This is a genomic window from Aliirhizobium cellulosilyticum (assembly GCF_014198105.1).
GTDB lineage: Bacteria > Pseudomonadota > Alphaproteobacteria > Rhizobiales > Rhizobiaceae > Neorhizobium > Neorhizobium cellulosilyticum.
Map to the genome: position 1 here is coordinate 492,223 of NZ_JACIGW010000001.1, position 12,626 is coordinate 504,848.

General features: G+C 58.1%; 13 protein-coding genes and 1 tRNA gene. 9 read left to right on the plus strand and 5 right to left on the minus strand.

Features of this window, described 5'->3' with window-relative positions; translation table 11 throughout:
- Positions 1–401 precede the first annotated feature (401 nt).
- The 4 genes from GGE33_RS02125 to GGE33_RS02140 all read left to right on the plus strand — a co-directional run bounded on the left by GGE33_RS02125 (position 402) and on the right by GGE33_RS02140 (position 4,323).
- Positions 402–1,373 (plus strand): iron ABC transporter substrate-binding protein, encoded by a 972-nt coding sequence (locus tag GGE33_RS02125; protein WP_343062369.1) that lies wholly within the window; start codon positions 402–404, stop codon positions 1,371–1,373.
- 121 nt (positions 1,374–1,494) lie between these two features.
- On the plus strand, positions 1,495–3,030 hold the full coding sequence (locus GGE33_RS02130; RefSeq protein WP_246435796.1) for an ABC transporter permease: 1,536 nt from the start codon (positions 1,495–1,497) through the stop codon (positions 3,028–3,030).
- Positions 3,027–4,076, plus strand: coding sequence for an ABC transporter ATP-binding protein (locus GGE33_RS02135; protein ID WP_183821074.1), 1,050 nt, complete (start codon positions 3,027–3,029; stop codon positions 4,074–4,076). The genes GGE33_RS02130 and GGE33_RS02135 overlap by 4 nt, the downstream gene beginning before the upstream one ends.
- 73 nt (positions 4,077–4,149) lie before the next feature.
- Positions 4,150–4,323: a DUF1328 domain-containing protein gene (locus GGE33_RS02140; RefSeq protein ID WP_148143435.1), complete on the plus strand. Its 174-nt coding sequence runs from the start codon at positions 4,150–4,152 to the stop codon at positions 4,321–4,323.
- Between the two features lie 75 nt (positions 4,324–4,398).
- Here the strand turns inward: GGE33_RS02140 and GGE33_RS02145 are convergent, their stop codons facing one another.
- Positions 4,399–4,635, minus strand: coding sequence for a hypothetical protein (locus GGE33_RS02145; protein WP_183685251.1), 237 nt, complete (start codon positions 4,633–4,635; stop codon positions 4,399–4,401).
- A 386-nt stretch (positions 4,636–5,021) separates the two neighbouring features.
- On the opposite strand from GGE33_RS02145, the gene GGE33_RS02150 reads away from it, so the two are divergent.
- Positions 5,022–5,222, plus strand: a complete 201-nt coding sequence (locus tag GGE33_RS02150) for a hypothetical protein (RefSeq protein WP_183821075.1) — start codon at positions 5,022–5,024, stop codon at positions 5,220–5,222.
- A gap of 129 nt (positions 5,223–5,351) precedes the next feature.
- Here GGE33_RS02150 and GGE33_RS02155 read toward each other — a convergent pair.
- Both GGE33_RS02155 and cpdR1 read right to left on the minus strand, forming a co-directional pair.
- Positions 5,352–5,426 (minus strand) — tRNA-Val (locus GGE33_RS02155).
- Between the two features lie 214 nt (positions 5,427–5,640).
- A complete protein-coding gene (cpdR1, locus tag GGE33_RS02160) occupies positions 5,641–6,006 on the minus strand; it encodes a response regulator CpdR1 (RefSeq protein ID WP_112457710.1) in 366 nt (121 codons plus the stop codon).
- Between the two features lie 180 nt (positions 6,007–6,186).
- Here cpdR1 and GGE33_RS02165 point away from each other — a divergent pair, with 180 nt between their 5' ends.
- Both GGE33_RS02165 and hisN read left to right on the plus strand, forming a co-directional pair.
- The gene (locus tag GGE33_RS02165) at positions 6,187–7,074 is read left to right on the plus strand and encodes an N-formylglutamate amidohydrolase (protein WP_183821076.1); all 888 of its coding nucleotides are present in this window, start codon (positions 6,187–6,189) and stop codon (positions 7,072–7,074) included.
- A 339-nt stretch (positions 7,075–7,413) separates the two neighbouring features.
- A complete protein-coding gene (hisN, locus tag GGE33_RS02170) occupies positions 7,414–8,190 on the plus strand; it encodes a histidinol-phosphatase (protein WP_183821077.1) in 777 nt (258 codons plus the stop codon).
- Between the two features lie 9 nt (positions 8,191–8,199).
- On the opposite strand, the gene GGE33_RS02175 is transcribed toward hisN, so the two are convergent.
- A complete protein-coding gene (locus GGE33_RS02175) occupies positions 8,200–9,186 on the minus strand; it encodes an alpha/beta fold hydrolase (protein ID WP_183821078.1) in 987 nt (328 codons plus the stop codon).
- A gap of 137 nt (positions 9,187–9,323) precedes the next feature.
- Between GGE33_RS02175 and GGE33_RS02180 the strand changes: the two genes are divergently transcribed.
- Entirely contained in the window at positions 9,324–10,559 is a 1,236-nt protein-coding gene (locus tag GGE33_RS02180; protein WP_183821079.1) for a metallochaperone AztD, read from the plus strand.
- A 399-nt stretch (positions 10,560–10,958) separates the two neighbouring features.
- Positions 10,959–11,441, plus strand: a complete 483-nt coding sequence (locus GGE33_RS02185) for an Hsp20 family protein (protein ID WP_148143449.1) — start codon at positions 10,959–10,961, stop codon at positions 11,439–11,441.
- Positions 11,442–11,529: 88 nt separating this feature from the next.
- Here the strand turns inward: GGE33_RS02185 and GGE33_RS02190 are convergent, their stop codons facing one another.
- Positions 11,530–12,528: a bile acid:sodium symporter family protein gene (locus tag GGE33_RS02190; RefSeq protein WP_183821080.1), complete on the minus strand. Its 999-nt coding sequence runs from the start codon at positions 12,526–12,528 to the stop codon at positions 11,530–11,532.
- Between the last annotated feature and the right edge of the window lie 98 nt (positions 12,529–12,626).

Below are 12,626 nucleotides of genomic sequence, written 5' to 3' on the forward strand. Positions count from 1 at the left end.
AGCTGTAACTGATTCGCTCGGGAACAGGCATACGGCTGTGGAGAGAGGAGGGAGTGGTGAAGGCAAGATTGGGATAAGCGGCGTTCAGGTGTCTGTCAGGGTCAAGGCGCAATCGGGTCCGGCATCGATCAGAACAGGGACGCACCGCTACAAGCCAGTTTGTTTTTTCACCAGCCAACCTTCATTCCGCTAGATTTTTTTAGCTGATCGAGATGTTTCGATCGGTGTTTATCTTTTTGTTTTTATTGTTTTAATAGTTATCTCTTGTGTCGATTCTCTGGATTAAACTTGACCAGCCTTGTCCTGTTTGGATATGAGGACACCGTGAGTTTTCCACGGAGGCGATCTTGAAAACTTCTTCTTTCCTGGCCGGCGTTGCGCCCGTTTTTTCCGTTTTTGCTATTTCCGTCCTGTCTCTTTCGTCGCCGGCATCAGCCCAGGTGGCTGACAGCCTCACCATTTACAACGCCCAGCACGAAGTGCTGACCAAGGAATGGGTGGACGCCTTTACCGAAGAGACCGGTATCGTCGTGACCGTGCGTAACGGTGGCGACATGGAAATCGCCAACCAGATCGTACAGGAGGGGGCAAACTCTCCGGCAGACGTATTCCTCACCGAGAACTCGCCGGCGATGGCGCTGGTGGATGGCAAGGGCCTGTTCGAGCCAATCGACAAGGCCACGCTCGATCAGGTGCCGGAACAGTTTCGCCCGGCGAATGGCCATTGGACGGGCATTGCCGCTCGCTCCACGGTCTTTGCCTACGACAAGACGAAGCTCTCTGAAGACAAGCTGCCGAAATCGCTGCTGGATCTGGCCAAGCCTGAATGGAAGGGTCGTTGGGCCGCATCGCCGTCAGGTGCCGATTTCCAGGCGATCGTCGGTGCCCTGCTGCAGTTGAAGGGCGAAGAAGCGACTGCGGCATGGCTGAAGGGCATGAAGGAAAACTTCACCTCCATCCGCGGCAACTCGACGGCGATGAAGGCGGTCAATGCCGGCCAAATCGAAGGCGCGGTGATCTATCACTATTATTATTTCGGTGATCAGGCGAAGACCGGCGAGAACAGCAAGAACGTCTCGCTGCACTATTTCAAGAACCAGGATCCGGGCGCTTTCGTCTCGATTTCGGGCGGTGGCATTCTCGCATCCTCCAAGCACAAGCAGCAGGCGCAGGCTTTCCTAAAGTGGGTGGCCGGGAAGAGCGGCCAGAAGATCCTGCGTGACGGCACCTCGTTCGAATATGCCGTCGGCGAGGACGAAGCCTCCAACAAGGCGCTTGTGCCGCTAGCCGACCTGCAGGCGCCCAAGGTCGAGCCGACCGAGCTCAACAATGCCAAGGTCACCGACATGCTGACGGCCGCCGGCATTCTCTAGGAGCTGATGCCTTTCCTGAGCATATGATTCCAGTTAAAGGGAGAGGTCGCAGATGCATCTGCGATCTCTCGTCATATTCAGGTAATCCATGACGTCTTTCGCCGACAGCAAGCCGCTTTCCATGCCACTTCCCCGTCTCCGGTCGGGAACGCGCGGAACGTTTGTTTTGGCCGTCATCATCGCGTTTCTGGCGCTGCTGCCGCTCGGTTTCGTTTTCTGGGCAACCGCCGTAACGGGTTGGGAAACCGCATCGCAGATGATTCTTCGGCCGCGTGTCGGCGAGTTGATGAGCAATACGCTGCTGCTGGTGCTGTTTACCGTGCCGCTTGCAACCCTGCTCGCCACCGCGCTTGCATGGCTGACGGAACGCAGCGACCTGCCGTTTGCGAGGGTATGGTCGGCGCTCTGCGTCGCGCCGCTCGCCATTCCGGCCTTCGTGCATTCCTATGCCTGGATCGGCATGTGGCCGGGTTTCCACGGATTGCCTGCCGGTATCGCGATTTCCGTCACGGCCTATTTTCCGTTTCTCTATCTGCCGATCTCGGCGGCGCTTCGGCTTCTCGATCCGGCGCTCGAAGATCAGGCCGCTTCGCTCGGCCTTTCCGATGCGGCCGTTTTTCGCCGCGTGGTGCTGCCGCAATTGCGGCTGTCCATTCTCGGCGGGGGATTGCTGGTCGGCTTACATCTTCTGGCCGAATACGGCCTCTATGCGATGATCCGCTTCGACACGTTTACAACCGCGATCGTCGACCAGTTCCAGTCGACCTATAACGGCGTGGCGGCGAACATGCTGGCTCTGGTGCTGGTTTTGTGCTGCCTCGTCCTGCTCGGTTTCGATGCAGGCTTGAGAGGCCGTCGGCGTTATGCCCGCATCGGCTCCGGCGTGGCGAGGAAGGCGAGGAAAGTCTCTCTCGGCCGCTGGCGTTATGTCTGCGTGCTGTTGCCAATTGCAGCGGTCGCGTTTGCGCTGGGGATCCCGGCCGTTACCCTCTCGCATTGGCTAATCGCCGGCGGCGTGGAAATCTGGCGGATGAACGAAATCGGCCTGGCGCTTGCCCAGACGCTCGTGATCTGTGTGGTAGGCGGGCTTGCAACGACGCTTGCAGCGCTTCCCATCGCCTGGCTTTCGGTTCGCCGCCCCAGTCGCGGAAGCCGGATCATCGAGGGGTGTTATTATCTCGCCAGTTCGATGCCAGGCGTGGTCGTGGCGCTGGCGCTGGTGACGATCACGGTCAGGGTGGCGCTGCCGCTTTACCAGACGGTTGCAACGATCGTGCTTGCCTATGTCATCATGTTCCTGCCACGCGCACTTGTCAGTCTTCGCGCCAGCATCGCGCAGGTGCCGGCGGAGCTTGAGCAAGCGGCTGCAAGCCTCGGGCGGTCGCCGGCCAACGCGCTCTGGTCGACCACCGTCAGGCTGGCGGCGCCTGGGGCCGCAGCCGCAGTGGCGCTCTCATCACTCGGCATCATGAACGAACTGACCGCAACGCAGATGCTGGCGCCGAACGGTACCCGCACGCTTGCCATGGCCTTCTGGGCGCTGACCAGCGAGATCGACTATGCCGGTGCCGCACCCTATGCGCTGCTGATGATCCTGTTCTCGCTGCCGATGACGGCACTTCTCCACCATCAATCGAAAAAGATCGCCGGCCGATGAGCTTTGTAGAGATCCAGAGACTACGCAAGAATTTTGGGCCTGTAGTGGCTCTCGACGGGATCGATCTTACCGTCGAGCGCGGCAGCCGCACTGTCGTCGTCGGTCCTTCCGGTTGCGGCAAGACCACACTGTTGCGCCTGATTGCCGGTTTCGAGGTGGCGGATGCGGGCCGTATCGTTATCGGTGGCGATACTCTGGCCGATGGTGTGAGTGCAATGCCGGCACATAAGCGCAATATCGGCATCGTCGCGCAGGACGGGTGCCTGTTTCCGCATCTGACCGTTGCCGGTAACATCGTCTTCGGCATGACGGAAGAGCCGTCGGCGAGGCAGCGAAGGGCCGCGGAATTGATGGAAATGGTCGGGCTGGAGCGTTCAATGCTGGTGCGGCGGCCGGACGAGCTTTCCGGCGGGCAGCAGCAGCGCGTGGCGCTAGCGCGCGCGCTTGCCCGCAAACCGCGACTGATGCTGCTCGATGAGCCCTTCTCGGCGCTCGATACGGGCCTTCGGGCTCAGACGCGCAAGGCGATCGGCAACGTGTTGAAAGAGGAGGGGATCGCGACGCTGCTCGTCACTCACGATCAGGCCGAAGCGCTGCTCTTTGCCGATCAGCTAGCGGTGATGCGGGGAGGCATTCTCGTGCAATCCGGCCGGCCGCGTGATGTCTATTCGCGCCCGATCGACGCGGCGACGGCCGCGTTTCTCGGCGAAGCGATCGTCCTGCCGGCCGAGATCGCGGATGGATATGCTCATTGCGTGCTGGGGCGGCTGCCGCTTGCTGCCTCCGTGGCTCCCGCGCGGCAGGTGACGATCATGCTGCGGCCAGAGCAGATCAGCGTCACCGAGCCGGGTGAAAGGGCCTGTGAACGGGAAATTCGCGGACGCGTGGTGGAGGCCGGTTTCCGCGGCTCGACCAGCGATCTGCGCATCGTTCTACGCGAAAACGAGAATATCGTCCTCAACATCGAAGTGCCGAGTTCAGTCGACGTGATCGCAGGTCAGGAAATTGCTCTGCGTGTCTCGGGAGCCGCGCACGTATTCAGCTGATTTTGTTCCAGAGACGGGAACCGGGAACATTGACCAAACGTTATCCGGCCATCGCAATCAAGGACACAAATCCATGCTGAAATGGGCTCTCATTTTCCTCGTCATTTCCCTGATTTCGGGTTTCCTCGGCTTCTCGGGAGTTTCCGCCGCGACGGCAGGCATCGCCAAGATCCTGTTCTTCCTGTTCCTGGTTATCTTCCTGGTCTTCCTCGTGCTGGCGCTTATGGCGGGCAGTGCGATCATGTGATCGCTTGAAAGCCTTAAAACGCTGAAGCCGCCCTTGCGGGCGGCTTTGACGTGTTCCGGCGAAGCTATATGGACTTCATCGTCCCGGGTGTTTCTGGGCGAAGACGAGCAACTGCCAGACGACCGGCCCCAGAAGCGAATGCTCATGATGGCTTTTCGGGATGGTTGCCCCCTTGTCGACGACAATCTCGTCACCACAGGCCCGACAGCGATAGATGCCGGCATTGGTGACGGGCTGTCCAGGCTTATAGTCCTGGTCGAAGGCCCACGAATTGGCCTGAACGAGGCGGTCAGAATATTTGTACTGTGCCATCCTGCTTCTCTCGGATCGATGCCTTTGGTCGGCGCAAGACTGCCCAAAACAAGTGACCAAACAGTAATTTAGGTCTGAGGCATTGCAGATTTTTTGCCTTTTGGCAGGTTTCGACAAAGATTTCTTCGCTGCAGGATTGCATGAGCATTCGGCATTGTAATCCAGGGTGAATATACGCGGCCTGATTTGTTATCCTTCAGCGGAATGGGGCGGGCCTTCTGGTTCTGCCAGGGAGAGCAGGAACGAGGCGCAGGCTATGACGACCTGATCTGTCCTGAAGCAGCATGGTTGCGCTCTGCGCCGAGGCTTTCATCTGTCCGGACCCATGAAGAAGGCGATTTGTCGACAGGCGCGGAACGTGTACTGACGTCTGCAGGAGATAGTCGATGAACGTCAGTAATCCCGTCGAAGGCGATAAGCAGCCGCCAAAGCGAAAGCCGATATGGCCATGGCTGGTTATGCTGGTTCTCACGCTCGCGATAATTTACACCCATCATCGAATATCTTTGATCATCGATGACCTGGCACAGATGGCGAGAGATTTTATCCAGTTGCTACGATGGATTCTGGCAAAGCTGGAGGGCTAATCGGAAGGTAGGAAAAACTGGCCGGAGCGGACTTTCCGAGTTGGTTCAGCCGAACCCAGCGGCGCTATTCGTGCGTCTTCCAGAAATGCAAAAGGCCTTGTCATTACAAGGCCTTGCTTAAAATTCGGATGGTGGGCGTGACAGGGATTGAACCTGTGACCCCTACGATGTCAACGTAGTGCTCTCCCGCTGAGCTACACGCCCATCCGATGTCGGCGCATAGACCATACCGTGATCGGGGCGTCAACTGGTTTTTTGGAAGAAATGCGAAGCTTTTTTGACCGGCCTGCATTTCTGGGATTTTTGTGCCTGTGGATGATTGAAGGCGGGATTAGGGGGCGGTTATGTGCCGATCCCAAAACGCAAAAGGCGCCCGATTGGGCGCCTCGATCGTTCGTCTGATTCCGAAAAAAATGATTCAGGCTGCAGCGAGCATCTTGTTTACTTCGTCGACGAGGTCACGAAGGTGGAAAGGCTTCGACAGGACCTTGGCGTCCTTGGGGGCCTTCGAATCGGAATTCAGGGCAACTGCGGCAAAGCCGGTGATGAACATCACCTTGAGGTCGGGATCGAGTTCGGTGGCGCGGCGGGCAAGCTCGATGCCATCCATCTCCGGCATGACGATGTCGGTCAGGAGAAGAGAGAAGGGCTCTTCGCGAAGCCGGTCATAGGCGCTTGCGCCATTGTCGAAAGAGGCGACCTTATATCCCGCCTTTTCCAGTGCCTTCACCAGAAAACGGCGCATATCGTTGTCGTCTTCGGCGAGAAGGATTTTCTGTATCATCGTCGGGACCGTATCCGTGCATGCCTGAGGTTGTATGAGCCTTCCATAATGCCGGCTTACGGTAAATTTCCGTTTAACCGACGCGGAGCGGCGTTTGGTGGGCTATACATAGTATGGACTTGGCGTCGGGCAACTGGCAACATGCCACATCAGACTTGTTCGTGACATGGTAAAGGCAGGATGGATCAGTCGACGGGAGATTTTCAGGAATTCGAAGTCAGAGAACCCGCGTCGCAGACCATTCCATTCGTCTTCAATTCACCGCATAGCGGCAACCATTTTCCTGTGGATTTCCTCGCGAGCAGCCATCTGGACTCGCTTTCGATCCGGCGTTCTGCCGATCATTACGTCGATGAGCTTTTTGCCGATGCCCCTGAACTGGGAGCCCCGCTTCTCGTTGCACACTTTCCGCGTGCATATCTCGATGTCAACCGCGAACCGTACGAATTGGACCCGCGCATGTTCGACGGGCCGCTGCCGCCCTATGTGAATATAGGGTCGATGAGGGTTGCAGGTGGTCTCGGGACGATTCCGCGGATTGTGGCGGAGAACATGGAAATCTACCGCAAGCGGCTTTCCGTCGATGAGGGATTGTCCCGTATCGAGACGATTTATAAACCTTACCACGCCTGCCTGCGAAAACTGATCGCGCGCACCCATGCTCGGTTCGGCATCGGCATCCTGATCGACTGCCATTCGATGCCGGGCAATGTCCGTCTCTCCGGTTCGGATGTGCGGCCGGATTTCATTATTGGTGATCGTTACGGAACGAGTGCGTCGGCCGAGCTTTCGCGCGCAGCGCTGCAGTTCTTCGATGACATGGGTTTTTCCGCCGTGCGCAACAAGCCATATGCGGGCGGGTTCATTACCGAGCATTACGGTCGGCCGGTTCGCGGGCTGCATGCGCTGCAGATCGAGATCAATCGTGGCCTTTATGTCGATGAGGTGACGCTGGAGAAGAAGGCGGAGTTCCCGCTTGTTGCTGCGGCGCTTTCTACCTTCATGCGGCAGATGGCGGAGTTGGTTGGTGACTTTGCCGACGATGCGAGTGCACTCGCGGCGGAATAGCCGCTTTTCCCTTGGCCCCAGAGAGCAATCCTGACTTTGCGCCTTTGTGCCGGCTTTGGCTGTCATGTGGGCAAAAAAAACCGCGCTCATCGCGCGGCTAAGTCTAGGGAGGAAACACCCAAGGAGGGTATTTACAGTCAAAGACTGTGATTAGGAAAATACGGCCAGTTATGCACAATTGTCAAGCATGTTTTTCGAGTGACTAAATTTGCGTCATTTTTGGGCTTTCTGATTAAGGGGTTGGCATCGAAAGCGGTTTTCTTTGGCAGCAAGAGGCCCTATGAAGAAATTGTCCTGCCTCCGCAGCATGTTCTCACGTGATAATTCAAGGATCTGCCGATGTTGCCTGACCGCGTTTTTTTCGATGCGCTTGCCGATGCCGCCAAGGGTGAGACGCTGCCCCGGTTTCGCACCGGAATTTCCGTCGTCAACAAATTGGCCGGAGGTTTCGATCCGGTGACAGAAGGTGACCGCGCAGCTGAAACGGCTATCCGTGCGCTGATTGAAGAGCGCTTCCCCGAGCATGGCATACTTGGCGAGGAGCATGAAAGCATCGGGCTCGATCGCGAGCATGTCTGGGTGATCGATCCGATCGACGGAACGCGGGCGTTCATTTCCGGCCTGCCTGTGTGGGGCACGCTGATCGGCTTTCGCTCCGCTGGTCTCGCGACGATGGGGATGATGGACCAGCCGTTCATCGGCGAGCGTTATTTCGCCGATGGCAATCGTTCGTGGTATTCGGGGCCGGACGGCGAGCGGCAGATTTCGGTGCGTGACTGCGGATCGCTTTCCGATGCCATCCTGTTCACGACCTCACCGCATATTTTCCAGGGAGATGATCTCAAGCGCTATCGGGCCGTCGAGGAGAAGGTGCGGCTGTTCCGGTATGGCTGCGATTGTTACGCCTATGTGCTTCTTGCGGCAGGGCATGTCGATCTCGTCGTCGAAAATAGCCTGCAGCCGTATGATGTCGGGGCGCTGATCCCGATCATCGAACAGGCCGGCGGTATCATCACGACCTGGGACGGTGGCCGACCGGAGAATGGCGGCAATATCATCGCAGCCGGCTCGAAGGCCGTTTACGAGCAGGCTATGGCGTTGCTCGCCGGGCGGTGATCAAGATCGTCAGGCGGCAGTTTCTGACATTTCCAGCCCGCCATCGAGGCCGGGCATGAAGGTCTCGATCGCATCCATGGCCTGGGCGCGATAGATATCCTTCTCCTGAAACAGTTCGTGCCGGCCACCGGTGACGGGGATGAGCTGTCCGGCACGGAAATTCCGCGACAGATTTTCCTGCAGGCGGTAAGGCACGACGCCGTCGAGCACGGGTGCGAGAATCAATGTCGGGATGGTGATTTCCATCAGGTGCGACTGCAGTGATACGCGGGAGGCTGCTTTCAGCGTTTCGTGCACCCAGCGCGCCGTGGGAGCGCCGACAGTCAGGTCTTCGAAACTGCGATAAAGTTCGAGATTGCGTTCGAAACGCTTCCGGTCTCCCGTCAGGCCATTGCCCTCGAAGGGGATCAGTCGTCGGTCGCCGCCGAGCTGGACGCCACCGAAACCGGTCCAGGACATCAGTCGCGCCAGAGGGCGGGCGAATTTTTCCGATGCGGGCTGGCCATGGAAGCCGACATAGGGGGATGCGAGCGCCATCCGGCTAATGCGGTTCGACAGGCGCGGTGCTGCTGAAAGGGCAATCAGCGCGCCGGTGGAATGGGCTACAAGGAAGAAGGGCAGGCGGGCATCCGGCAGAACGACCTGTTTCAGAAAGATCTCGAGATCCTTCTCGTAATCGGAAAAACGCCGGACATGCCCTTTCCTGGCATCTTTCTTCAGCCGGTCGGATCCGCCTTGCCCGCGCAGGTCATAGGTCGCGACCCACAGACCCATCGCGTTCAGATGGCGGATCGTCTCGAAATATTTCTCGATGAACTCGTTGCGACCCTGGATCAGCACGATGGTGCCGCGTGCCGGCACGATATCCGAGCGGAACAGGCCGTAGCGGATTTTCACGCCGCGATGACCGGTAAAATAGCCCGCGGAGTAATTGTCCGGCGCAGGGTTTTCCGGCGTGGGGCGAAGGATGTCGTGGCTGATCTGGTTCTCGCTCATGAATTCAGCGTTAGGCGAGTGCGGCTGCAGGTCAAGCGAAATCGCGTCTTCCAGGATTATGCGTGGAGCGTGGGTGGACATGGGTGATGTAACTGTATAACACATCATACGTAATGTTATTACATATAGGAGAGGTTATGTCCCATTTGTTGCGTGTTGCCGGATTTACGGCGACCCTTCTCGCCTCGAGCGCGGTGTTTGGATCCGTTGCATTTGCAGAGGAAAAGGATGCGGAGACGTGGCGGTTGTTCGTTGCCGATCACACTCTGCCGGTGGTTCGCGCCATCGATCTTTCGTCCGGCAAGGAGATCGGCAAGTTCGATCTGGAAGGATATGCAGCGCTTTCGTTGAGTGACAGCGGGCGAACGGTTTTCGCCGTTCAGGGTGACGAGAATATCGTTCATGCCATCTCAACCGGAATTTCGTTGTCGGATCATGGCGAGCATCGCGATATCGAAATCAATGAGCCGAAACTGGTCTCGACGGTGATCAGGGGGCAGAAGCCCGGCCATGTCGTCACCCATGGTGATCAGGTCGCCGTCTTCTACGATCGGGAAGCGAAGTTCGATCTCGTCGGCGAGGAGGCGCTTGCGGATGGCGGCGCGGTGTTGAAACCGTTCGACACGATCGCAGCCCATCATGGTGTCGCCGTTCCTGTCGGCAATCATTTCCTCGTTTCGGTGCCGAATACCGAGGTGGCGGTGAAGGAGGGCGAATTGCCGCCGCGTCTCGGCCTGCGTGTCGTCGATGCCGATGGCAAGCAGGTGGGCGAGGTCGCGACCTGCACCGGTCTGCATGGCGAGGCAAGCTCTGCGCGGCTTGTCGCCTTCGGTTGCGAAGAAGGCGTTCTCGTTGCGCGGCCGGGCGGCATGGATGGGCCGAAGCTTGAGATGCTCGGCTATGGCAAGGACCTGCCGAAGGGAAAGGTGTCGACGCTACTGGGCGGAAAATCGATGCAGTTCTTTCTCGGCAATTACGGTGAGGACAATATCGTGCTTGTCGATCCGGACAGCGCTGAGGAGGCTTATCGCCTGATCGAGCTGCCGACGCGACGTGTCGACTTCGCGCTCGATCCTGCCGATCCGCATAGCGCCTATGTGCTGACCGAAGACGGCAAGCTGCATCTCATCGATGTGGTGAAGGGGGGGATCGTCAAAAGCGAGACGGTAACCGAGCCTTACAGCAAGGACGGGCATTGGCGTGATCCGCGTCCGCGGCTGGCTGTTGCTGATGGTCAGATCGCCGTCACCGATCCGCGCAAGAGCCTCGTTCGCGTTGTCGATGGAGACAACCTGAAGGAGGTGCGGACCATCGCCGTGGAAGGTCAGCCCTTCGCCATCGTGGCGGCCGGCGGGTCGGGCGCGGTGCACTGAACCACGCCATTTTCAGCCGGGGTGGGCGCTGGTTCGGCTGGCGCTCATCTGTCCATGACGTGAGAAAAAGAGGGCCGGAACCGGCGACACGGGGATGACAGCGCGGTTCCGGCAAGGCTGACCGAAGCGACGGGACGAATATGCTTCGGTCCAAGGAGGCATGCCGCCTTCCAGAACCTTGCTTTTAGCAATATGGGGCTGAACCTCAGCAAAACCTGCTGTTCATGCGGTGTTCATTGGCAAAACGGCTGTGACGTATCGGGGTCTTGAAGGGCGTGGCTGCAATTCCCATCTTCACTCTGCAGGCGCCGAAAGGGTCTGCTCAACGGGGTCCTCATCGCCATTACGGGATGTTGACACCCAAGTGAAAACCGCAACGTCGCTTCAATGGAGGACATTATGCGTCACGTCGATTTTTCCCCGCTTTACCGTTCCACCGTCGGTTTCGACCGGCTTTTCAATCTTCTCGACAATCGCAACTTTGGCGATCAGGGGCAGAGCTATCCGCCCTATAATATCGAGCGGACCGGTGAAAATACCTATCGCATCACCATGGCTGTCGCCGGTTTCGACGAAAAGGAACTTTCGATCGAATTCCAGGCTCATGCGCTCACCGTGAAGGGTGAAAAGGCAGAAGAAGATGGTGCCGATCAGAACGAGTTTCTCTATCGCGGTATCGCCAAGCGCGCCTTCGAGCGACGCTTCCAGCTTGCCGATCACGTCGAAGTCGAAACCGCTTCGCTGAAGAACGGATTGCTTCATATCGACCTCGTCCGGAATATTCCGGAAGCGATGAAGCCCCGCCGTATCTCGATTGCAGCTGAAGCCGGCGACACGACCAAAACGATCGAAGCCCAGGTCGCTCCGCAGCAGGTGAACTAACGCTTTCGTCTCTGATCCTCCCATCAAGGACCGCGAGCCGCCGCCCCTTCCTTTCGCGAGGAGGGGGCGTTTTTGTATTCGGGCCTGGTTAAGCCGCTGCCGGTTCCGCCTTCAGTTCCTTTGCTTTCAGGCGGTCGGCATATTTCTGCGCCAGCACCGCACAGGTCATCAGCTGGATCTGGTGGAAGAGCATGATCGGCAGAACGATCGCGCCGATCGATGCGGAATTGCCGGAAAAGATTGCATTTGCCATCGGCACACCTGATGCCAGCGACTTCTTGGAGCCGCAGAAGGTGATGGTGATCTCGTCTTCCTTGCTGAAGCCGAGCAGTCTGCTGCCGAACATGGTGATACAGAGCACGGCTGCGAGCAGGACGATATCGAGGCCGATGACGACGGCGATGTCGGTTACAGAGAAGGTTTTCCAGATACCTTCGATGACGGCCGTCGAGAAGGCAAGATAGACCACCATCAGGATCGAGCCGCGGTCGAAAGGCATCAGAAGCTGCTTCTTTGAGCGGATCCATTTGCCGATCCAGGGCTGCAGGATCTGGCCGAGGATAAATGGGGCTAGCAGCTGCAGCGCAATCTTTTCCAGAGCGTCAAGCGAAACGCCGCCACCACCCGTTGTCGACAGGAGTAGAGCGATGAGGGCAGGGGTCAGGAACATGCCGAGAATGTTGGAGCCAGAGGCTGCGACGATGGCGGCCGGTACATTGCCGCCGGCCATTGAGGTGAAGGCGATCGATGACTGCACGGTCGAGGGCAGTACGCAGAGAAACAGCATGCCGAGGTAGAGTGGTGCCGGCAGGATGCTTTCGGGAATGAAGCCGAGAGCCAGGCCGAGGATCGGGAAGACTGCAAATGTGGTGAGCACGATCGTCAAGTGCAGGCGCCAGTGCAACACGCCGGCGACCACTGTGTCGCGCGCCAGGCGCGCGCCGTGCAGGAAGAAGAGAAGGCCGATGGCGATATCCGTCGCGATGGCGAACCAGTCTGCCCAGGCGCCGTAAATGGGAAAGAAGGATGCGAGGATCACGGTTCCCAGCAGCATCATCGTATATAGATCGGGCAGAAAGCGCTTCATCACATGCTCCGCGGGCCTTGGCCCTCAAGGGTATATTGATTGCGGTTTCTATTATCGTAAAGTTAAATGCAAACACTAACAGTTATCATGAAGTGCAA